Genomic DNA, 21,981 nt, shown 5'->3' with positions numbered 1-21,981 from the left:
CCAGTAAATGAAGTTCAAATTTTGGCGAAATAGTGGAGAAACATCTTATCCTGAAGAAATTAAGAGTTACTTAAAGGCGAATAAACCCGGGGAAAATAAGCGAAAACAGTTTGTAGTGTTTGATACTGAATCCTCTTCCCTTAAAATTTCTACTGCAGAATTGCTTTCAATTGGAGCTGTTAAAATAAAGGATAATAGCATCTCAATGAAAGAAACTTTTCACTATTTCCTTCAATCGAATGATGCAGGAAGTAATAGAAATGTGCAGATTCATGAAATATTGAAAAATGGTAAAGATGAGAAGAAAGAGGTTGAATTTGCTTTATTGAAATTCCTGGAATATGTTGGAAATGCTGTGTTAATAGCACACCATGCAAAGCATGATGTAGGGTTGATTAACAGGTATTTGTCTGAAATATTCCCTGGTATAAGACTACTGAATCATGTAATTGACACAGCAGAGCTTGCCATTGAAAATGATAAAAAGCGGAAGCCCGATATAGCCATTAAGTCGGAAAATTATTCTCTTGATGCACTTGCTGAGAAACATAATATTGAACTGATAGAAAGACACACAGCACTTGGAGATGCTTTTACAACAGCTTTGCTTTTTCTTAAAATTAAGAGTTGATTTTTATAAGGCACAAAGTGATTGCTTTAATTGCCGGTTTGCACTTCCTAAATCAGTTTAATTCCATAGTTTTGCAACATAAAAATTAGGAGGGTTTTTTAGCTCCTTAAATTTTCTTAAAATCGGTCAAAATCAAATTACTATGGAATTAAAAAAAGTTGCTTTAAACGATGTACACGAGCAATTGGGTGCTAAAATGGTGCCTTTTGCAGGATATAATATGCCAGTTTCATACTCAGGCTTGTTGGAAGAACATAAAACAGTGAGAGAAGCGGTAGGTATTTTTGATGTGTCTCACATGGGTGAATTTTTAGTAAAGGGCCCTAAAGCATTGGAGTTAATTCAGAAAGTAAGTAGTAACGATGCCTCAAAATTAGTACTGGGAAAAGCCCAATATGCCTATTTACCTAATGATAAAGGTGGTGTGGTTGATGATTTATTGATCTATAAAGTAAAGGAGGAGGAATACCTGTTAGTTGTAAATGCTTCTAATATTGAAAAGGACTGGGAGTGGATTTCTAAGCAGAATGAAACTATCGGAGCAGAGATGAAAAACATTTCTGATGATTTTTCTCTTTTCGCGGTACAAGGGCCTAAAGCAACAGAGGCTTTGCAAAAACTAACCTCTGTTGATCTATCTGAAATAAAATTTTACACTTTTAAAGTAGGTGATTTTGCAGGTGTGGAGTATGCCATCATTTCAGCTACAGGTTATACCGGTGCCGGTGGTTTCGAAATTTATCTGCATAACAAAGATGCCGGGTCTGTGTGGAATAAAATTATGGAAGCAGGAGCTGAATTCGGCATCCAGCCAATCGGCTTAGGAGCAAGAGATACGCTTCGCATGGAAATGGGGTATTGTTTGTATGGTAATGATATTGATGATACTACTTCACCCATTGAAGCAGGACTTGGGTGGGTAACTAAATTCACTAAAGATTTCATTAATAGTGAAGCATTAAAAAAGCAGAAAGAAGAAGGCGTAAAAAGAAAGCTTGTTGGATTTCATATGGTGGAAAGAGGTATTCCACGTAAAGATTATGAAATAGTAGATGCAGATGGTAAAACAATTGGAAGAGTTACTTCCGGCACACAATCACCTAACCTTGGGCATGGAATAGGTTTGGGATATGTAGACGTTGCATTTGCAGCTCCTGAAACAGAAATTTATGTTGCAGTAAGAAAAAATAAAATTAAAGCTGTGGTAAAAAAGCTTCCTTTAATCTAATCTTTTTTTTACACATTTAGCATGCTTTTATGAATACTAAAACAATAGATGTTTGCCTTACCCCGGATTTGCTTCATCAGTATGATTTGGATGGGAAAATTGCAGTAATTGTGGATATACTGAGAGCCACCTCTTGCATGGTTTCCGGGCTGGCAAATGGAGTGAAGGAAATTGTTCCTGTTTCTACGCTGGAAGAGTGCCTCGCACTTCAGAAAATTGGCTATCTGGCAGCTGCGGAAAGGGAAGGTGCTAAAGCTAATGGATTTGATATGGGTAACTCTCCATTTGAATATATGGAGGAAAAAGTAAAAGGACAAAAAGTAGCAGTTACCACCACCAACGGTACGCTGGCACTTAATAAGAGTTTAGCCGCTGAACAAATTTTAGTAGGGGCCTTTTTAAATATTGCTGCACTTACCGAGTACCTGAAAACCCAAACAGAAGATGTGATAATTGTTTGCGCAGGCTGGAAGGGTAAATTCAATCTGGAAGATACCTTATTTGCTGGTGCTCTTTGTTACCGATTAAGAGATCAATTTGAATTTGCCTGCGATGCACCATTAGCTGCGGAAGCAATGTATCTTCAAGCGCAAAATGATATTTTCGGCTATATGAAAAATTCATCACATGCTAAGCGATTAGCAAAATTAAATGTAATTAAGGACATTGAGTTTTGCTCTCAGGAAAGCATTTATGATGTAATCCCCGTACTTGTTGGTGAATCATTATTTCCTTTAGAAAAATGAATAATTACCCTACCATAGTTCTGAAGAAAGGCAAGGAGAAATCTCTGGAGCGTTTCCATCCCTGGATTTTTTCCGGAGCCATTCGAATATTGCCTAAAGAATTAACAGAAGGAGATTTTGTGGAGGTTAGAAATGCTGGCAAGGAATTTATAGGTTTGGGATATTACCAGGTAGGGTCTATTTCAGTGAGGATGTTAAGCTTCTCTCAGGAAGAAATCAATAAAGATTTTTGGCACAGAAAGTTAGAGAAAGCAATTCAATTAAGAAAAGTTGCCGGATTATGGGAAAACGAAGAAACAAATGTTTTTAGAATGATCCACGGTGAGGGAGACGGTTTTCCGGGCCTCATTGTTGATTATTATGATGGCTGTGTGGTGTTTCAGGCGCATACAGTAGGGATGTACAGAATAAAAGATGTCTTTATTAATGTTTTACAGTCACTTTTGGGTGATAAGCTAAAGGCGGTGTATGATAAAAGCGATCATTCTCTGCCGTTTAAAGCAGACTTAGAACAAAAGGATGCTTTTCTCTTTGGAGAGGAAAAGGCTGAATGGAGAGTGAGAGAATATGGTAACATTTACAACATTAACGTAGTAACAGGGCAAAAAACAGGCTTTTTTGTAGACCAGAGAGAGAATAGGAAGCTACTTGAAAGTTACAGCAAAGGCAAAAAAGTGCTTAATACATTCTGTTATTCAGGTGGTTTTTCTGTGGCTGCTTTAAAAGCAGGGGCCTCATTGGTGCACAGCGTAGATAGCTCGCAATTGGCCATTGATCTGACAGATGAAAATGTGCAAATTAATTTCCTGGATCAAAGTGCTCACCAATCGTACTGTGCGGATGTGTTTAGCTTTTTGAATGAGATGCCCGAGCAATACGATGTAATTGTGTTGGATCCACCGGCTTTTGCCAAGCACAGACGCGTGTTAAGTAATGGATTAAAAGGCTATAGAACCATCAATGAAAAAGCTATTAAAAACATGAAGTCAGGAGGAGTACTTTTTACTTTCAGTTGCTCCCAGGTGATTACCTCAGAACATTTCAGAACAGCAGTATTTTCTGCAGCAGCCAGGGCAGGTAGAGAAGTGCAAATAATCCATCAATTGCATCAGCCAGCGGATCATCCTATTAGTATTTACCACCCTGAAGGTGAATATTTGAAGGGGCTGGTACTAAGAGTTTGGTAACAGGTTAGCTTTCCAAATTCCTAATAGAAAGATTTTATATCAATATAAGACAGGAAGAATTTAATGGAGTTAAGCGGTGAATTTTATCTTTACTTAACCTTTTGCCGCTTCTTGTTGGGCTTTTTTTTCTTCTTCGCTTGATACAATTGAAGCAAGTGTTGCTCCTTTTAACCTCCTGACAGTTTCATTTCTAATCTCTAAAAAGACCTCCCGAATGCCGCAGATTTCTTCGTCTGTACATTCCTCACACTTCTCGTAGTATTTGTAGGTAACACAAGGAAGTAAAGCAACGGCCCCATCAAAAAGCCTCATTACTTCAGCCATATGAATTTTCTCAGGAGATTTATTGAGAGAGTAGCCCCCATATTTTCCTTTCTTGCTATTAAGGATTTTGGCTTTTTTTAAATCCAGAAGAATGGCTTCTAAAAATTTGTGAGGAATATTCTGATCCTTAGCAATTTGCCCTATAGCTATAGGTGTGCTTTCTGAATTTCGCACTAAATAGACTAACGCATTAATGGCATATTTTGCTTTTTTTGATAACATATTTTTAGAGTAAATGAAAAGAGGGATAAAGCTAAGTCCGATAGGAGAGGTAGAAATGCTTCCCATCCGTAAATCGAACTTAACCAATAAAATACTTTATACCCCTGCTAAAAGTTAAATGGGTAAATCCGGCAAATAATTCGCGAGTGGTGAATTATTTTTCAGCTTTATCTTCTTTCTCTTTTTTACTTTTCTTCTCAGTTTTTTCAGTCTTGTTCTCTAAAACCTCGGGTGCTTCTTTCAGAATAATTTCATACCAACTGATAATTTTTTTTACATCAGAAGGGTATACCTGATTTTCATCATAATTAGGAAGAATGTGTTTTAAGAATGACATAATTTCTTCTTTCGATGAATTATTATCTATTCCGGTATCATCACCAAATTCTTCTTTAATTTTCACCAGAACAGTGTGCAAAGGTACATTGCCTTCTGCATCAGTAGTGTAAACTGAAATTTCATCTAATATTGATACCCTGTCGTGCGCATGGGCTATTAATTTTTTCTTTTTATCATCTAACGATTCCAGTATAACACCTGTTCTTGAAGGCTTTAGAACTTTAAATAACCCACCTTTTCCTGTTACTGACGCTATTTCATTTAACTCCATAATCTCCTTTTTTCCTTTTTTCAAAAACGAATTTAGCGGAATCCCTTCCAATTATACAAATCTTTGTAAAGCTTAATTCTCCAGAGGCTTTACAACCATTTGGAAATTCTTCCTGGTTTTCTGTTCTAAATATATATTTCTATCTTTTTTAAGTCGCTCAATCAAATCATCAGCATAGTTTTTAATTGTAATTAACTCCAGTTCTCTATTGTAAAGTATATCAAATTTATCCTCCAATCCACTGATAAGTTTTTCCAACTTGTACCAATCATCATTTACGCAGATGGAAAATGAGATAGCTGAATTTTGCATCATATTTATTTTGATATGCAAGCGATCTATCGCAGAAAAAATATCAGATAGATTGCTCTCACTAATAAAAGTAAAATCTGTTACCTGAAAAGTGATCAGGCATTGTTTCTCTTTAATGATGATGCAAGGAATATGATGCGCTACCTTGCATTCATGAATAATAGTGCCACTTTTGGTGGGATCCTGAAAAGACTTAACCAATAGTGGAATGTTTTTATTTGCAAGTGGTTTAATCGTTTTGGGGTGGATAACAGATGCTCCGTAATAAGTCATTTCTGCAGCTTCCCGATATGAAAGTTCATGATAGAGGATTGCGTCCTGTATTTTTTTAGGATCTGCATTTAAAATACCTGGCACATCCTTCCAAATAGTTACTGAATTGGTATGTAGAGAAGATGCAATAATTGCTGCAGTAAAATCAGAACCTTCTCTTCCTAAAGTAGTGATATTATCTTTATTATCCGAACCGATAAACCCTTGAGTGATCAGTAAATTATTCTCTTTAAAACCTTCCTGCACTCCCTTATTTATCTTCGCTTCCGTTAAAGGCCAGTTGATGGTGGCATCTCTAAAGTTACTATCTGTTTTAATCCACAAAGGAGCATCATATTTTTTTGCCAAAAATCCTTCCTGGATTAAAAATGACTCAATAATCATAGAAGAGATAAATTCCCCCCGGGAAATTACACTATCATAAGAAGCATCATATTTTGCTTTGCTGCAAAGGAGTAGGCTTTCTTCAAGTTTTTTAAATTCACTGGTTAGTTTTTGGATTACCAACTCCGGTTCAGGGAAAAGATTATTAACAATAGAAAGATGGTTTTCATAAAGATTACTAATGAGTAACTCAGGGTTTTTCCCATTTAAGAATGTTGATAGTATTTCTTCTAATGCATTGGTTGTTTTTCCCATAGCAGAAACAACTATCACTAGCTTTTCTTTCGGAAAAAGCTTAATAATTGCAGCGATATTTTTTACTGCAATTGCATTTTTTATAGAGGCACCTCCAAATTTAAAAACCTGCATAAATTTCTTTTCTGTCTTCAATCGGCAAATTAAGTTGCAATTTTTATAATTTAGCGCAATAGTAAAAATTTATACCATGCAAAACCGAATTGCTACCCCAGTTGGCATTACATTAGATCGATTTATAAAGAAGAAGCAAAATGATTTCGCTTTTGCTACAGGAGAACTATCGCAGCTTTTGAGAGATATAGCCCTGGCTGGCAAGATTATTCACCGCGAAGTAAACCGAGCCGGGCTTCTTAATATTGGTGGCGCCTATGGTACTGAAAATATTCAGGGAGAGGAACAACAGAAGCTGGATGTAATTGCCAATATACGGTTTATTCGTGCCCTCCGTAATGGTGGCGAAGTATGTGCAATCGTTTCCGAAGAAGATGATGAAATACTGGATATGAAAAACCCGGATGGACGTTATATTGTAGCAATGGATCCATTGGATGGCTCTTCTAATATTGATGTAAACGTTTCCATTGGAACTATATTTTCCATCTTCAGAAGAACATCTCCTGTAGGTGGGCCTGTTTCTGAAGAAGATGTTTTACAAAAGGGTTCTGAGCAAGTGGCAGCAGGTTACCTTTTGTATGGCTCTTCCACTATGATGGTTTATACTACCGGTAGGGGTGTCAACGGCTTCACTTACGATCCTTCACTTGGTGAATTTTTTCTGTCTCACTCCAACATCAGAATACCTGAAGATGGTAAAATTTACTCTATTAATGAAGGAGGATATGAAGGGTTTGAACCACATGTGGTTAAATACATTGAAAACTGTAAAAAGCAGAGGTTCACAGCGCGCTATATTGGCTCTTTAGTAGCTGATTTCCATAGGAATCTACTAAAAGGAGGTATATACATTTATCCTTCCACCGATAAAACTCCCAATGGGAAACTACGACTCAATTATGAGTGTAATGCGCTGGCCATGATTTGTGAGCAGGCAGGTGGTATGGCTACAGATGGTAAAATGAGAATTTTGGATATCCAGCCGGAATCTTTACATCAACGGGTGCCATTTTATGTTGGCTCCACCTGCATGGTGGAGGAGGTGATGAAAGGCTTGTCTTAGTGGGAGCCTTATTCTTTTTTCCAGGCTTGATTGAGTTTGTCAATAAAATTAAGTACTTCAGCTTTACCAATGGTTTCTGTAGCAGAACTTATGAAATAAGGTGGGAAATCTTCCCATGTCTTAAGCATATTCTTACGAAAAGCGGCAATACTTTGATTTGTTTTATTTAAAGATTGCTTATCAGCTTTGGTGAAAATCAGTGATAATGGTAATCCATTTTTACCAACAAAATCTATAAACTCCATGTCTACCTTTTGCGGAGGAAGGCGAGAATCAATCAGTACAAATACACATACAAGGTTTTCTCGTGAGGTGAGGTAATTATTGATCATTGTTCCCCATCCGGCATTTACTTTTTTGCTCACTTTTGCATATCCGTAGCCAGGTAAATCTACAAGATACCAGGCTTTATCCATCAGAAAGTGGTTAATTAGTTGTGTTTTGCCCGGTTTTCCTGATATTTTTGCAAGGCTTTTTCTGCCAGAAAGCATATTTATTAAAGAAGATTTGCCTACATTGGATCGTCCTATAAATGCATATTCCGGCAAGTCAGGAGCGGGGCATTTGGTGTGGTCTGTATTACTAATTATGAATTCTGCTTCTTTAATGATTTCCATCCTGCAAAGATAAAGCCTTTGTACTAAAGAAGATAGATTAGTTGATAATATGAAAGAATTTTAATAAGTTTTTGCTTGTTTTTTTGATATAACATAAAAAGTAACTTAATTTAAGTGATTATTTGAGTGAAGCGACTTAACTCGCTATCTTTTACCGAATTAAGAAGAATATGAAATTACAATATAGACTGCTATTTATATTTCTTACAACCATTGTTTTTATGAACAAAAGCTTCTCCCAAGAGAAGACCCCGGAAGAGTTATCTCAAGATTATTTAGTAATGGCAGAAGAGGTGCTGGCAGCCACCAAAGCCTTAGTTCAAGCCAGAGAGATGTATGTGCTTGCTGCTGAGGCAGATCCTAACAGTGCAAAAGCTAACTTTATGGCAGGGAATACATACCTTCAAACCACTGAAAAATCTAAAGCGACTACATACCTTTTGAGGGCTTATCAATTAGATCCTAATTATAAATTTGATCTATTGTACCTGATTGGCAGAGCATATCAATATGGATATGAGTTTGAAACTGCGATTGAATATTATGATGAATACCAAAGAAAACTTGAGAAAAGTGCTGAGTACAAAGGTTCTGATAAAACACCATTGATAGAAGTTGAAAGGAGAATTTATGAAAGTGAAAATGGTATTAGATACAAAAGTGAACCTGTCAATTATTCCATTGTTAATGTGGGAAGTAACATTAACTCTGAATCCTGGGATTTTGCACCTAATGTAAATGCGGAGGAAGATATGATGGTTTTTACCACCAGAAGAGGCCAGGGCAACCTAAACGAGAACGTTTTTGATGATAACTTTCATTATGAAGATATTTTTATTTCCAGAAAAAGCAATGGAAAATGGCAGCCTGCTAAAAATATTGGTAGCGTTGTGAATACTAAGTACCACGACTCTAACTTAGCTTTTTCACCTGATGGTAAAACACTTTACATCTACAGCGATGAGGGCAATGGGGATATTTACTATACTAATTTGCTTTCTGAAGATACATGGTCACCCCCCATTGGATTAAGCGAAAACATTAATTCTACTGGTTACAACGAGAAATCTATTTCTCAATCACCTGATGGTAATACAGTTTTTTTTGCCAGTAACAGGCCTGGAGGAAATGGTGGGTTTGATATTTATTTCTCTACCAAAAATAAAAAAGGTGAATGGGGGCCTTCAAAGAATTTAGGCAGCGTTATCAATACTGAGATGGATGAAGATGGTCCTTTTATTCAGTTTGACGGGAAAACTCTATATTTTAGTTCTACAGGCCATGATGGCATGGGAGGATTTGATATTTACAAATCTGTTTATGATAGTACCAGTGCTGAGTGGAGCACGCCTGAGAATCTTGGATATCCTCTTAATTCACCCGATGATGATATTTATTTTGTGATGACGAAAGATGGCAAAACAGGATATTATGCCTCTGTTAGGGATGACGGAATGGGTTATAATGATATTTACAGAGTAACTATTGCAGACCCTGGCAGTGACTTAAAGAAAGCACAAGCATCACAAAATGAAAAAAAGGTAGATGTTGAGGAAAGTACAAATGACACCAAGGTGACAGGAGTTGATGTTCCTAAAGCAGAAGAGAAAAAAATAGTAGAAGAAAAGGTAGTAGAACAAAAGCCAATAGTTCCCACAGCGGTTCCCGTTAATTTAATGGTGAGGGTTTTAGATGCTGAAACGGGAGAACCAATAGATGTTACAATTAATCTGAAGAGTATACCGGATAACCTGGCAGTGCCTGCAGTTAAGGTAGATAAAGGAATTTATAGTTTTGCAATTGTTCGTAAAAAAACTACTGACTTTTTACTTTCTACAGAAAAGGTGGGCTATATCTTTACCAATAAAAGGCTATCAGTGCCTGCGTCAACTGATAAGGAGCAGACTGTAAGAGAAACTATCAGGTTAAGTAAACCGGTAGTAGGCACCAGGAGAATACTTAAGAATATCTATTTTGATTTTGATAAGGCTACATTTACTATTGAGTCTTACGATGAACTGAATAAAATGGTGAAGTTCTTAGAGCAAAATCCTGATGTGAATGTTGAAATAGCAGGACATACGGATAATATTGGAGATAAAGCATACAATAAAACGCTTTCCCAGATGAGGTCAAATAGAGTAGTAAATTATTTAACTGGTAAAGGCATCGATAAAAGAAGGCTTACTTCAAGAGGGTATGGAGAAGAAAAACCATTAGTTAGTAATGATGATGAAGTGATGGGTAGGGAGATTAATAGAAGGGTAGAATTTGTAGTGATAGAGTGATTTTGAAACTATAAAAATTTAGAAAGGGTCTGAATGGCCCTTTTTTTGTTTTCAGAATTGATAGTTTGTGGAGATTAAACAGAGAGTAGAGGCTGTCCGCCTCTAAACCGATCATCTTTAGATTCTAAAGGCATTAATTGGTGATTAAAGTATTTTTCTGTGTTTCAATATCTTAAAAAGAGAAGATGAAAAGATATGCAATTATAGTGGCGGGTGGTTCCGGGAAAAGAATGGGAGTAAATATCCCTAAGCAATTTCTTAAGTTAGAAGGGGTACCTATATTGATGCATACACTTCAGGCTTTTCATTTAACTGATTTTAGCATTGAATTGATTGTTACTTTACCACAGGAGGAAATTCAGTTTTGGAATGAGTTATGCGAATGGCATTATAATTATACACCACACAGAATAGTTCCAGGCGGTAATACCAGATTTCATTCTGTTAAAAATGCGCTTGATTATGTGCAAGAAGAATCACTTGTGGCGGTGCATGATGGTGTAAGGCCTTTTGTTAGTAAAGAAATAATTCTTGAAGCCTACCAATTAGCTGAAGCAAAAGGCAATGCAATTACATCTGTTGCTATGAAAGATTCAGTGAGGAGAGTAGAGACAGATAAAAACCAAAATATAGACAGGAACAGCCTGCGTGCTATTCAGACACCACAAACCTTTCAATCCACAATATTAAAAGCTGCTTACGAACAGACCTATAAAGAGGAATTTACTGATGATGCCTCAGTGGTTGAAGCATATGGACAACAAATACATTTAATAGAAGGAGATTATAAAAATATAAAAATAACTACTCCTGAAGATTTATTAATTGCCGAAGCACTATTAAAAGCAAAGTGAGCTTTTGCTCACTTTGCTAATATTCATCTTCGTTGAAGAAGAAATCATCTTTTGATGGATAATCCGGCCAAATTTCCTCAATATTTTCATAAGGTTGACCATCATCTTCCAGTTCCTGTAAGTTTTCAACAACTTCCAGTGGAGCACCTGATCTGATAGCAAAATCGATTAATTCGTCTTTAGTAGCAGGCCATGGTGCATCTTCTAAATATGAAGCTAATTCTAATGTCCAATACATATTTTAACGTATTTTTTTTTGATGCGCAAAAGTAGGATAAATTTTTGAAAATCAAAGTTTTAATTTGCTTTCGATTTTTTTATTTTTTTAAGCAAATGCGCGGTATAATAATTATTTCTGATTTTTGTTGGAATCACGTAATTCAGCCAATAATTGTTGCTTCACTGCAACCTTTCTTTTTTGTTTTTCATGCTTAAAGCCTACCATTTTATCAATATTAGCTGTGCCCAGATTAAATTTTTCTAAATTCTCTTCAAATATGAGTAGTTCTTTCTGGTCACGGCTTAATAAATCACGAAGCAGGTTCATTTTTAATTTTATAGCTTCTTTCTCATCCAGCCCAGGCTTAGCTTTTTTTCGGAAGAGCGTTTCTAAGAAATGCTTTTCAAAAATATAGTCGTTCAGAAAAAAGAACTCTTCATTGGCTTCCTTACCTATGCCCACTCTTCCAATCTTTTTCCAGCTTTGCTGAATAGCTTTGGCTTTGGTAAGGGCCTCATCAATAGGTAATTCTTTAGCAGCTTTTAAATCTTCAAGAAGCGCTTTTTTATGTGTTGCTCCTTCCTGAGAAGATGGAGCACTTGTTTTGCCTTTTTTGCCCGATTGCTGATTTGCCTGTGTTAACTTTCTAAACTTATTAAGTAATAAACTATATGTTTCTCTGGGGATATTTTCGAGAGACTTCCATTCCTCAACCAGATTATTTAAAGCTACAGAAAGCTTATCAGCATCTTTTTCATTCTTTTTTAATTCTGAGGCTTTATTGATAAGATTTTCATACTGAGTAACTCTGGAAGCCATCATTTCCTTCTTGGCTTCATGAAATGCTTTTTTTCTCTCATAAAACTCATCATAAACCTGTTGAAAGTTGCTCTCTATTTCCTCTTTTTTCTCATCATCAACAGCACCTATTCTGATCCATCTTTGTCTCAATTCCTTCAGTTGCTCGGTAGCTTCCTTCCAGTTTGGGTTGGCCGCGTAGCTTCTGGCTTCCTCAATTAAAGTGGTTTTTACTTCAAGGTTTCGTCTTCTATTTTGACTAATGTAATCCTCCAATTGTTTTTCGAGCATCACAAGACGGTCATGTAAGGCTACAAAATCACCTATACCATCATAAGTGGCCAACGATTCTTTAAGATTAAGAACCTTCATTAGAAAAGATCCTTTATTGTCCTCTTCTTCAATTTGTTTTTGCACTGCATCCACCTTGTTTTGCAGTAGAGCAAACTTATCTTCAAAGAATTTAATCGATTCAGCTTCAGAATCTTTTACCTCACCGATCTCACGCTCAGGAAATTTCCCTTGTGCTTTAAGAATAACTTTACCCTCCTCAATGAAAGCCATGTCTTGCTTTAATTCAGTCAAAATATTTAGAATTTGGTTTAAAAACGTTTAGCTGCAAAATTAAATTTATTTTATGAGATACCCGCATGCCTATTGTGTTATTACGGAGGTATTCACGTAATTTGAATTATAATTGTTGATAATAACTAACCTTAATCATATGAGTGAAGATAAAATAATTTTTTCAATGTCTGGTGTTTCTAAAATCTACCCACCTAAAAAACAGGTGTTAAAGGACATTTATCTTTCTTTTTTCTATGGAGCTAAAATTGGAGTACTTGGTCTGAATGGATCTGGAAAATCATCCTTATTACGCATAATTGCTGGTATTGATAACGATTACCTTGGTGAAGTGGTAGCTTCTAAAGAATATTCAGTAGGTATGCTGGAGCAGGAGCCACAACTTGATCCTGATAAAACGGTAAAGGAAGTGGTAGAAGAGGGTGTTGCGGAGATTGTAGCTTTATTAAAAGAGTTTGAGGAGATTAACGAGAAATTTGCTGATCCTGAAATTCTGGATAACCCTGATAAGATGAATGACTTAATTGAGAAGCAGGGAAAGGTGCAGGAGAAATTAGATCATTTTAATGCATGGGAATTAGATAGCCGCTTAGAGCAGGCTATGGATGCGCTTCGTACTCCACCGGCAGATGCTCCTGTGAAAAACCTTTCAGGTGGTGAAAAGAGAAGAGTAGCACTTTGTCGTTTGCTTTTGCAGGAACCCGATGTATTATTACTTGATGAGCCTACTAACCACCTGGATGCAGAATCCGTACATTGGCTGGAGCATCACTTACAGCAATATAAAGGAACTGTAATTGCCGTTACTCACGATAGATATTTTCTTGATAACGTTGCGGGTTGGATATTAGAGCTTGACAGAGGAGAGGGTATTCCATGGCAGGGAAATTACTCAAGTTGGTTAGATCAAAAGCAAAAAAGATTAGCCCAGGAAGAGAAAACAGAATCCAAGCGTCAGAAGACGTTGCAGAGAGAGCTAGAATGGGCCAATATGTCCCCTAAAGCTAGGCAAGCAAAATCTAAAGCGCGTTTATCCTCCTATGAAAAAATGTTGGGTGAGGAGGTAAAGCAGAAAGAGCAGAAGTTAGAACTTTTTATTCCGCCCGGCCCAAGACTGGGAAGCAAAGTAATAGAAGCAAAGAATGTTTCGAAAGCATTTGGTGATAAATTATTGTATGAAGATTTGAATTTCTCTCTTCCTCAAGGTGGTATTGTAGGTATAATTGGTCCCAATGGTGCAGGTAAAACTACCTTGTTTAACCTGATAACGGGTAAAGAAAAACCGGATTCAGGTAGTTTCGAAGTGGGGGAAACCGTAAAGCTTTCTTACGTTGACCAGGAGCATCATAACCTCAATCCTGATAAATCTGTTTGGGAAAATATTTCTGAAGGTAATGAATGGATTCAGTTAGGTAATAACAAAATAAATTCCCGTGCCTACGTAAGTAAATTTAACTTTGCTGGAAGTGACCAGGAGAAGAAAGTTGGAGTACTTTCAGGAGGAGAAAGAAATAGGGTACATCTGGCAATGTCTATTAAGCAGGAAGCTAACTTATTATTGCTGGATGAGCCAACTAACGATTTAGATGTAAATACTTTAAGAGCCTTGGAGGAAGGTTTGGAGAATTTTGCAGGTTGTGCAGTAATTATCAGTCACGATAGGTGGTTTCTTGATAGGGTAGCTACGCATATCCTGGCTTTTGAAGGAGATTCACAAGTATATTGGTTTGAAGGTAATTTCTCAGATTATGAGGAAAACAGGAAGAAGAGGTTAGGAGAGGATGCTATTCCTAAAAGAATTAAGTATAAAAAACTTACCAGATAAATTTCTAATATTTATTCAATATCATAAAAGGGTGACAATATATTGTTACCCTTTTTATGGCGTAATTTGTTAATTTAATAATTGGTGGGGATTTAATAAACGGATAAAACTCAAAGCAATAGCAACTATTTTGCATTACTTTTGGTTTTGTTAAAAATTAACGATATTTGAAAAAAGCAACTAAAGTGATGAATAACCATAAGCTAGCAGAAGACCTATTAACCTCCCACGGTTTACGCAGAACTCAGATTCGTCTGGAAATTTTACAGCTTTTTATGCAGCAAGACCATGCTTTATCTGTTAACGATCTGGAAAAGATGGTGAAATCGAGCCATGACAGAGTAACACTTTACAGAGCTCTAAACTCTTTTGAGGAAAATGGTATTTTACATCAAACTCCTGATAAAAGTGGTAATATGCGTTACGCATTGTGTGCGGAAGGTTGTTCCGGCCATCATCACAAAGATGAGCATGCGCATTTTATCTGTGATGAATGTAACCAGACCTATTGCTTACAAGAAGTAAAAATTCCAGATGTTAAACTTTCAGATGATTACCAGCTGAATAGTGTAAGTTATACAATGAATGGAATTTGTAAGGACTGTCAATAAGTAGAAAAATGGCTTGCGAGCCAGTTTTCACCTTCTTTTACTTCATTATAAATATTACAGTCTAATCCTTTTGATCTGCAAACAGAGGACCAGAAGCTACCTATTTCCTTGCTTCTGTTACTTACTATTACAGCTATTTTAACCTCCTTAAACTTGCTAAGTTGTATTTCAAAAACTTTTACCAGATTAAAAGTTTGGTTTTGAGGTAAATGATAACACGTTTCTCTATAATCGAGCAATACCAATTTATAGGGTGATTTTTGAATAGCTTGATGTATTTTATTGGCATTTTGTATTACCTCTGCAAAATGCCATCTTTCACCTCTACTTACCACTTTGAAGTAGTTAAGTTCTTCTGTGAATAGCAATGTTTTTCGTTTTAGTAGAAGCATGGGACCTGGTTGAAATACAATCAAAATCAAAATTACAGAATATCTGTTTTAAATACATTCGTCTTTACTTTTATTTTTCAAGATAAAAGAAAAGTGCCAGTAAAATTTATCAACGGCTATTTCTCACCCATAGTATGTTTTCCGGATAAATAAGGAAACATTCTGGAAATATGGTTTGCTTCCACTAAGGTCGCGGGACTCCCTGTAATAATGCTTTCAGCGCAGTTAGCTAGCCATAGTTCATCAGATAAATCCAAAGCCATTTCTACCTGATGGGTACTTAATATCACAGATTTTCCGGTTTCCTGCACCAGTTTTTTCAAGAGCTGCATCACGCTGTATCTGTTGTTGGCATCCAAGTGAACAGTAGGTTCATCTAACAACATTAGCTCTCCGTCCTGGGCTAATGCTCGGGCAATTAATGCTTTTTGAAGTTGTCCGTCACTTATTTCGAAAATATTGGCATCTTTTATGTAATTAATGCTGCAATGGTGAATTGCATTTTCAACTTTTTCATGATCCACTTTATTTAATTTTCCAGACCACGAGGTGTGAGGATACCTCCCCATTTCTACCAGCTCCAGCACGCTTAAGTTACCTCCTTGTATAGGATCTGTCAAGACTAAGCTGATTCTCTTAGCAATGTCTTTATTGCTGAGCGTAGTAATATCTTTTCCTTGCAAGAAAATCTGACCGGATAGTGGAGGCTGAAGCCTTGCTATAGTACGGATTAAAGTGCTTTTACCTACCCCATTGGCTCCTAAAAGGCTGATCATTTTACCTTTGTTCACAGATAGGTTCAAAGTGTCCATCAACTTGATAAACTTCTTTTTATTGCCGTAGCCAATGTTCAGGTTCTGAAGGGATAGTATAGTTTCTGTACTCTTATCCAAAGTTCCTGCTTATATTTTTTCTCTTAACAATTAGCCATATTACAATAGGAGCCCCAAATAGTGAAGTTACTGCATTGATGGGTAAAATTAAATCTATGCCGGGTAATTGGGCAATAATATCGCAAGTCAATAATAGGATTGAGCCTAATAAAAGTGTGGCAGGAATAAGTATCATGTGGTTTGCACTTTTGAAAATTATTCTTGCTACATGGGGAACGGCTAACCCTAAAAATGCAACTGGCCCACAAAATGCGGTGACTACTCCGGCAAGCAAACTGGTACTTATAACTAATGCTACTCTGACTTTCTTAACAGTTAATCCCATGCTTTGAGCATAATTTTCTCCCATTAATAAAGCATTTAAAGGTTTTGCTTGCGAAATACCTATTACAATACCCAACACTACTACCGGAATAAAAACTTTCATTTCCTGCCAGCTTAAATTGCCTGTGGATCCGAAAGTCCAGAAGAGGAAACTTTGAATATTATCAGCAGAACTAAAATATTGCAAAACGCTAACTACAGCCGATGTAAAGGCTCCGACCATCAGCCCAATTAACAATAAAGACATGCTATCCCTGATGTTGAATGAGACTGTCAGTACAAGAATAAGTACTAAGGAGGATCCTGTAATAGAAGCAATTGCCATGCCCCACGAAGCTAGTATTCCTGTGATTCCTATACCTGAAAGCACAAGCAAGGCCACGCCTAAACTAGCTCCTGAACTTATGCCAAGTACAAAAGGGCCGGCTAGTGGATTTCGAAAAAGCGTTTGCATTTGTAATCCTGCAAAACCTAACGCAGAACCAGCAAATACAGCCGTAAATGCCTTTGGCATGCGGTAGTTGTAAATAATATGATAGAATGCAGAATCTTCTGAGGTCCGATTTATAAGGATACTCAATACCTCGGAAGGCCGTATATAAACGGAGCCTAAACTGACAGAGAGTATTAACAGCACCAGCAAACAAAATGAGAGTGCGGCAAAAAATTGGTATGTTCTTCTTTTGCTCAATCTGCTAAAGGTTCAAAATAGGTGAAGGGCTTATCTTCAAGTAATTCAGGCTGAATTATTTTTATATGATCCTGAAGCACCAAATCAGGTCTTAGGTAACCTGATTCAAGATAATCATTCCCTCCTGAGTTTCGCATTCTCTTAGTATAGCTGTAGATTTTCTTATTTCTAAATGCATCGAAATACGTATATTTTGTATTGGTGTTCTTTAGTTCCTCATAGGATTTGAAATTTGCCGCACCAATCCACAAATCAGCATTCTGTGCCTTATTTAATATTGATTCATAACTCATTTCCAAACTGCCACTTTCTTGAGTATCAGTCCATAAATAGTTTCCTCCTGCATCTTGTATAAACCTTGCTCCATAGCTATTACCGCCGGGAATATACCATGTATCTCCGTACATTACCCCGGTTAATACGGTAGTTTTTTCAGAATTATTAGATTCAGCAATTTCTTTCAGGTCTGTATAGTTTTTTTCAATGGTGTCAAATACACTATCCGCTTCGTCTAGTTTTTGAAAAAAAGAAGCAATGAACTTGATCCATTCTGCTCTTCCTAAAGGAGAGTTTTCCAGATAGTCCACATTGATTACTACAGGTATATTTGCCTGCTGAATTGCTTTGAGGTTATCAAATGAATTATTCATGTCATAGCCCATTACGAGGTCTGGTTGAAGAGAGAGTATTTTTTCAATATTCACACCATTTTTCTGTCCAATGTCTTTAATTTTTCCTGCTGCTACAGAGGTTCTCATTGTGCTATCATAAATCCACTGTGTGCCTGGAAAAGCTAATAACTTCTCTTCTAAATTTAGGACATCAAGCGCAGGTAATTGACTGGTAGAAAAGCATATAATACCTTTAATGGGAGTGGTAATAAATAAATCTGCTTCAACCTGAGGTTTAGTGGTGTTTTCCGGATATAAAATGTAAGTAAGCGTTTCAGCACTATTATTTGAGTAGTTTACAGTGATTCTTTGATAATCATCAAATTGCTGAATGCTTAGCTTATCACTGTGTTGGATAAGCTCTTTTCCATCATGTGCTTTTGAAGATTCTTTTTGATTGGAGCAACCAACTAATACTATCAATAGAAAACCGGGAATAAATCTAAAGCTTTTCATAATCAGCAAAAATAGCGAAAATGTAGAGCTTTTGGATATGTTGTAACTTATAATTGGTTCTAAAATAAGAAAAGCGGACTATAATAAAGTGTCCACTTTTCCTGATGCTTTTATACCTTTTAGTTTATCTTTTCACGACTCTTTCAATTATCTCTCCTGAATAAGTACTTAATTTTAATATATAGGTACCTTGACTGAGATTTTGCATATTAACTAAATAAGTTTCCAAGCTAGACAATAGTTTTATATTGATTACCTCTCTACCAGTCAGATCAAGTAATTGAATACTTCTTACATTTATATCTCTATTCCATTCCAAGTTTAAATTTGATGTTACCGGGTTTGGATAGAAATAAAGATTTTCATTAAGCTTTTTGTCTATGGAAGTCACTTCTTCTTTATTAACATTAATTACTAATTCTTCAGAGAACTCACTTTCTCCACAGGAATTGAATTGTTTTACCTTCACTACTGCTTCTCCAGTATAGGTTTTGCTCCACTTTATTGCTATTGAGTCATTCTGTTCAAATATAATTTCTCCTGCCTCTGTAGGAGACAATACCCATTGTTCATTATTGAAATAGGGAATAGACGACATATAAGAAGTAGTGTCTGCCTGAAATACTTCAGTCAAGCCATTGGGTACAGAAGGTATTGAAGGAATTGTACATAGCTCTACTATATAAGAATTGCCTAAGTAAGAGTTTTCTGAACCATTTCCAATATTAAATGAACGAGAAATGGTGCCTCCTATGGATAGGTTATCTTCCCCTTTTACATCCATAACTCTAGTATATAAATAATCTCCAGAGAAAACATTTACATTTTGAAATTCTCCGGCAGAACCATATTTAGCAATGTAAACTGATTTGGATCCCTGGCTCATTAGTGTGGTATCAGCTCCAAATTCAATTTCAGCAGGGAAGTCCCCTTGTATGTAAACGTTATTATTTTCATCTGTGCCAATCTCGGAATAATTGAAACCAAATTGACTTAATCTAATTGGATTGGCCCATATTACTTTGCCATCTTTATCATATTTTGCAACAAAATGATTTAAATAGTATTGACTTTCTAAAGTTATATCACCAAATGAATTGTTTTCACCAAAAAAACCAGTCATGTAGAACCCTCCGTCAGAAGAACTCTTTAAAGCACATGCCCAATAGTTATTATCACTATCTGTTGATTTCCCATGTCCTTTTGCCCAATTTACCTCTCCTTCTTTATTAAAAGCGATTAAGATATTGTTCCCCAATTCCGGTGTTCCTAAAGGTACTGAAATCCCATCTCCTTCTATAATTGTTTCTTGAGATATGGAATATTCCCCACTAAAAATAATTTGGTCCTTTATATAGGAAATAACAGAGGTATAATAATTTGCATAGATTGAACCAAAATTTTTGAACCATACTATTTCACCTGAACTATTAAGTTTCAATACAAAGTAATCAGCATAACCATTTAAAGTAATAGTTATTCCATTTTCATTGAAAGCATCTTCTGTGCTTCCTGAAATATAAATATTACCTTCGTCATCATATGTTAATGAATGTAGCTCTTCCAAGCTACTTAAGTCTTTAACCCAGTCTACAGAGCCATCAATATTGATTTGAGCAAGGAAATTCCCGTTAATGTCATATTGATTTTCGTTAATATGAAAATTAGGTTGGGCAGTTCCTTTAACAATCATTTTATTGGTTAAGTTACTAATTTTCATAGTACTTGGGTAAAAATAGGAAAAGGTAGCGTTATAAAATGAAGTTATATTTTCAACATTTTTATTTTTAACGCTTGCAATTATTGCTGTAGAAGAATCAGCTAATACGCTATTGTAAAGCTGAATGCTGCCATTTTTATTTCCTGCTATATATTCAGTAGAGTTAATAGATTCCAGACCTAATAAGGTAAAATATCCATTCTTTTCAGATTGAGATTTGTTTTCACTGATAATAGATAAATCTGATGTATCGATAGTAAAAAGGACGGAATTATTGTCAATATCACCAGTTAATATTAAATCTCCATTTTTAGCAGTAGCTTCGGTCGCCTGATAGTTTTTTTCACTAGTGGGGAATTTTGCTGATCGTTTGAAGTTATAGTCATTATCCAGTACAATTATGTTATCTTCAGAAGTGGATGTGTTCCCATCAATTCCATACATACTGGCATTTATGAGATAAAGCGTATTGTTGAGAATTACTTCTGAACCAATGCTACCTGCCAATACTATGGTGGTATCTATATCTCCATTGCTGCTAAATTTACTAATATATTGATCAGAAGTCATGATTCCTTGATATTGGTCGTTTCCCCATTGAATTTGAGTTCGGAAAGTTCCTTTGAGGTAAATATTTCCAGATTGATCTGCAAATAATTTTTGTGCCCAAGAGTCTCCTGGTTCACCTTGAAAAAGCGTGCCATTGTGATATGCCCACTCTCTTTCATAGGTATTTATATTTAAAGAGCTTATAAATGAAGTTTCGTAAAAATTTTTTGAGGTCAAGGTAACATCTCCTATTGAGATAGTTTTGTCAAAATATCCACCGACTACTAAATTATTTGTTTTCGCTAGTATAGTTGTAATAAATCCATAATTGGTTGGTAAGTAATAAGAATCAATAATATCTCCGATAGCATTAAGTTTTGTAACAGTGGTATTTTCGAAACAGGTGAAAATATGGGTGTCATTGTGAGCTAATGGAATAAGGTTAGTTCTGGAATTACCACTAAACCTGTATTCGTATTCTTTATACCAAGAGGTGGTGCCGTCCGTATTTAATTTTAGTAAAAATGTAATCCTGTCGTTAACAGAGACGGTATTCTCATTAATAATAAGGTCATCATTGGTTTGTCCTAATAAAAGCAAACCATCATCAAAAAATGAAAAACCATCAATCTTAAAACTGGCATCAACCTCTGAATCTACTAGGTTTTTGAATGAAACCAGTTCATTTGTACTATTGTATTTAGCAAGATAATAGGAATTGGCAGCATAACCTTCAATAGTTTGCCCTTCTAATTCCATTGAAACCCTGAAACTCCCAATTATGTAAGTATTGTTATTTTCATCTGTAACAATAAATTCTCCAGTATTTTTACCATTACCACCTAAAAGTGTTAACCCTCCAATATTCTGAGAATTAGCCTGCGTGTAATTTCCTTTTTTTATTACAGAAGAGTGAGTGGAACTATTATTCAAATTTTGTTTTAAGTAAGGTTTTCTTTGATAAAGTTCCTGTAAGTGTGAATTGTCACTTGTCTGTGCACTTGCTGTAAAAAGACAGCAAAAGAATAAAAATGATAGTAGAATTTTTTTTCATATTTTATATTTATTTTAAGAGTTAAAGATAATAGTTCCTCAGCTGCTTAAGAATAATTTTTCTAGAAGACTTATCTGTTTT

Annotated in this window: 20 protein-coding genes; 9 read left to right on the top strand and 11 right to left on the bottom strand. The window is 35.8% G+C overall.

Annotation, left to right across the window (positions count from 1 at the left end; translation table 11 throughout):
• The first annotated feature begins 7 nt into the window (after positions 1–7).
• The 4 genes from IEV85_RS14680 (at position 8) to IEV85_RS14665 (ending at position 3,792) form a co-directional block, all read left to right on the top strand.
• Positions 8–631: a 3'-5' exonuclease gene (locus tag IEV85_RS14680; RefSeq protein WP_188464693.1), complete on the top strand. Its 624-nt coding sequence runs from the start codon at positions 8–10 to the stop codon at positions 629–631.
• A gap of 142 nt (positions 632–773) precedes the next feature.
• Complete coding sequence (gene gcvT / locus IEV85_RS14675; RefSeq protein ID WP_188464691.1) at positions 774–1,859, top strand: glycine cleavage system aminomethyltransferase GcvT; 1,086 nt, start codon at positions 774–776, stop codon at positions 1,857–1,859.
• 29 nt (positions 1,860–1,888) lie between these two features.
• Positions 1,889–2,605 (top strand): 2-phosphosulfolactate phosphatase, encoded by a 717-nt coding sequence (locus IEV85_RS14670; protein WP_188464689.1) that lies wholly within the window; start codon positions 1,889–1,891, stop codon positions 2,603–2,605.
• On the top strand, positions 2,602–3,792 hold the full coding sequence (locus IEV85_RS14665; RefSeq protein WP_188464687.1) for a class I SAM-dependent rRNA methyltransferase: 1,191 nt from the start codon (positions 2,602–2,604) through the stop codon (positions 3,790–3,792). The genes IEV85_RS14670 and IEV85_RS14665 overlap by 4 nt, the downstream gene beginning before the upstream one ends.
• 93 nt (positions 3,793–3,885) lie before the next feature.
• On the opposite strand, the gene IEV85_RS14660 is transcribed toward IEV85_RS14665, so the two are convergent.
• The 3 genes from IEV85_RS14660 to IEV85_RS14650 form a co-directional block, all read right to left on the bottom strand.
• Complete coding sequence (locus IEV85_RS14660; RefSeq protein WP_188464888.1) at positions 3,886–4,338, bottom strand: Rrf2 family transcriptional regulator; 453 nt, start codon at positions 4,336–4,338, stop codon at positions 3,886–3,888.
• Between the two features lie 154 nt (positions 4,339–4,492).
• Complete coding sequence (locus IEV85_RS14655; RefSeq protein WP_345259722.1) at positions 4,493–4,972, bottom strand: DUF5606 family protein; 480 nt, start codon at positions 4,970–4,972, stop codon at positions 4,493–4,495.
• Between the two features lie 48 nt (positions 4,973–5,020).
• A complete protein-coding gene (locus IEV85_RS14650; RefSeq protein ID WP_229712600.1) occupies positions 5,021–6,307 on the bottom strand; it encodes an aspartate kinase in 1,287 nt (428 codons plus the stop codon).
• Between the two features lie 55 nt (positions 6,308–6,362).
• Between IEV85_RS14650 and fbp the strand changes: the two genes are divergently transcribed.
• Positions 6,363–7,352 carry a class 1 fructose-bisphosphatase gene (gene fbp, locus IEV85_RS14645; protein ID WP_188464685.1) on the top strand — a complete coding sequence of 330 codons (990 nt, stop codon included), beginning with the start codon at positions 6,363–6,365 and terminating at the stop codon, positions 7,350–7,352.
• An 8-nt stretch (positions 7,353–7,360) separates the two neighbouring features.
• Here fbp and yihA read toward each other — a convergent pair whose 3' ends face one another.
• Positions 7,361–7,969, bottom strand: coding sequence for a ribosome biogenesis GTP-binding protein YihA/YsxC (gene yihA / locus IEV85_RS14640; RefSeq protein ID WP_188464683.1), 609 nt, complete (start codon positions 7,967–7,969; stop codon positions 7,361–7,363).
• A 221-nt stretch (positions 7,970–8,190) separates the two neighbouring features.
• Between yihA and IEV85_RS14635 the strand changes: the two genes are divergently transcribed.
• Complete coding sequence (locus IEV85_RS14635) at positions 8,191–10,257, top strand: OmpA family protein (RefSeq protein WP_188464681.1); 2,067 nt, start codon at positions 8,191–8,193, stop codon at positions 10,255–10,257.
• Between the two features lie 185 nt (positions 10,258–10,442).
• A complete protein-coding gene (locus IEV85_RS14630) occupies positions 10,443–11,111 on the top strand; it encodes a 2-C-methyl-D-erythritol 4-phosphate cytidylyltransferase (protein ID WP_188464679.1) in 669 nt (222 codons plus the stop codon).
• 16 nt (positions 11,112–11,127) lie between these two features.
• Here the strand turns inward: IEV85_RS14630 and IEV85_RS14625 are convergent, their stop codons facing one another.
• Together IEV85_RS14625 and IEV85_RS14620 are read right to left on the bottom strand one after the other, a co-directional pair.
• On the bottom strand, positions 11,128–11,349 hold the full coding sequence (locus IEV85_RS14625) for a DUF2795 domain-containing protein (RefSeq protein WP_188464677.1): 222 nt from the start codon (positions 11,347–11,349) through the stop codon (positions 11,128–11,130).
• A gap of 111 nt (positions 11,350–11,460) precedes the next feature.
• Positions 11,461–12,714, bottom strand: a complete 1,254-nt coding sequence (locus IEV85_RS14620) for a DUF349 domain-containing protein (RefSeq protein WP_188464675.1) — start codon at positions 12,712–12,714, stop codon at positions 11,461–11,463.
• Between the two features lie 139 nt (positions 12,715–12,853).
• Between IEV85_RS14620 and ettA the strand changes: the two genes are divergently transcribed.
• Together ettA and IEV85_RS14610 are read left to right on the top strand one after the other, a co-directional pair.
• Entirely contained in the window at positions 12,854–14,539 is a 1,686-nt protein-coding gene (ettA, locus tag IEV85_RS14615) for an energy-dependent translational throttle protein EttA (RefSeq protein WP_188464673.1), read from the top strand.
• Between the two features lie 167 nt (positions 14,540–14,706).
• Positions 14,707–15,150, top strand: a complete 444-nt coding sequence (locus IEV85_RS14610; RefSeq protein ID WP_229712599.1) for a Fur family transcriptional regulator — start codon at positions 14,707–14,709, stop codon at positions 15,148–15,150.
• On the opposite strand, the gene IEV85_RS14605 is transcribed toward IEV85_RS14610, so the two are convergent.
• The 5 genes from IEV85_RS14605 to IEV85_RS14585 form a co-directional block, all read right to left on the bottom strand.
• Positions 15,144–15,542, bottom strand: coding sequence for a hypothetical protein (locus IEV85_RS14605; protein WP_188464671.1), 399 nt, complete (start codon positions 15,540–15,542; stop codon positions 15,144–15,146). The two genes, IEV85_RS14610 and IEV85_RS14605, sit on opposite strands and share 7 nt — an antisense overlap.
• Before the next feature lie 116 nt (positions 15,543–15,658).
• Complete coding sequence (locus IEV85_RS14600; RefSeq protein WP_229712598.1) at positions 15,659–16,435, bottom strand: ABC transporter ATP-binding protein; 777 nt, start codon at positions 16,433–16,435, stop codon at positions 15,659–15,661.
• Entirely contained in the window at positions 16,428–17,396 is a 969-nt protein-coding gene (locus IEV85_RS14595) for an iron chelate uptake ABC transporter family permease subunit (protein ID WP_229712604.1), read from the bottom strand. The genes IEV85_RS14600 and IEV85_RS14595 overlap by 8 nt, the downstream gene beginning before the upstream one ends.
• Positions 17,397–17,446: 50 nt before the next feature.
• Positions 17,447–18,577, bottom strand: coding sequence for an ABC transporter substrate-binding protein (locus IEV85_RS14590; RefSeq protein WP_188464667.1), 1,131 nt, complete (start codon positions 18,575–18,577; stop codon positions 17,447–17,449).
• 124 nt (positions 18,578–18,701) lie between these two features.
• Positions 18,702–21,779, bottom strand: a complete 3,078-nt coding sequence (locus IEV85_RS14585; protein ID WP_188464665.1) for a T9SS type A sorting domain-containing protein — start codon at positions 21,777–21,779, stop codon at positions 18,702–18,704.
• Positions 21,780–21,981 lie beyond the last annotated feature (202 nt).

The sequence above is a fragment of the Marivirga lumbricoides genome (genome assembly GCF_014636295.1).
GTDB lineage: Bacteria > Bacteroidota > Bacteroidia > Cytophagales > Cyclobacteriaceae > Marivirga > Marivirga lumbricoides.
This window is presented reverse-complemented; position numbering and strand designations above follow the sequence as displayed.

What these genes read in the sequence shown, in the direction of transcription:
- IEV85_RS14680 (WP_188464693.1), top strand. Translation starts at nt 8, where the DNA reads ATGAAGTTCAAATTTTGGCGAAATAGTGGAGAAACATCTTATCCTGAA.
- gcvT (WP_188464691.1), top strand. Translation starts at nt 774, where the DNA reads ATGGAATTAAAAAAAGTTGCTTTAAACGATGTACACGAGCAATTGGGT.
- IEV85_RS14670 (WP_188464689.1), top strand. Translation starts at nt 1,889, where the DNA reads ATGAATACTAAAACAATAGATGTTTGCCTTACCCCGGATTTGCTTCAT.
- IEV85_RS14665 (WP_188464687.1), top strand. Translation starts at nt 2,602, where the DNA reads ATGAATAATTACCCTACCATAGTTCTGAAGAAAGGCAAGGAGAAATCT.
- IEV85_RS14660 (WP_188464888.1), bottom strand. Translation starts at nt 4,338, where the DNA reads ATGTTATCAAAAAAAGCAAAATATGCCATTAATGCGTTAGTCTATTTA.
- fbp (WP_188464685.1), top strand. Translation starts at nt 6,363, where the DNA reads ATGCAAAACCGAATTGCTACCCCAGTTGGCATTACATTAGATCGATTT.
- yihA (WP_188464683.1), bottom strand. Translation starts at nt 7,969, where the DNA reads ATGGAAATCATTAAAGAAGCAGAATTCATAATTAGTAATACAGACCAC.
- IEV85_RS14635 (WP_188464681.1), top strand. Translation starts at nt 8,191, where the DNA reads ATGAACAAAAGCTTCTCCCAAGAGAAGACCCCGGAAGAGTTATCTCAA.
- IEV85_RS14630 (WP_188464679.1), top strand. Translation starts at nt 10,443, where the DNA reads ATGAAAAGATATGCAATTATAGTGGCGGGTGGTTCCGGGAAAAGAATG.
- IEV85_RS14625 (WP_188464677.1), bottom strand. Translation starts at nt 11,349, where the DNA reads ATGTATTGGACATTAGAATTAGCTTCATATTTAGAAGATGCACCATGG.
- ettA (WP_188464673.1), top strand. Translation starts at nt 12,854, where the DNA reads ATGAGTGAAGATAAAATAATTTTTTCAATGTCTGGTGTTTCTAAAATC.
- IEV85_RS14605 (WP_188464671.1), bottom strand. Translation starts at nt 15,542, where the DNA reads ATGCTTCTACTAAAACGAAAAACATTGCTATTCACAGAAGAACTTAAC.
- IEV85_RS14590 (WP_188464667.1), bottom strand. Translation starts at nt 18,577, where the DNA reads ATGAAAAGCTTTAGATTTATTCCCGGTTTTCTATTGATAGTATTAGTT.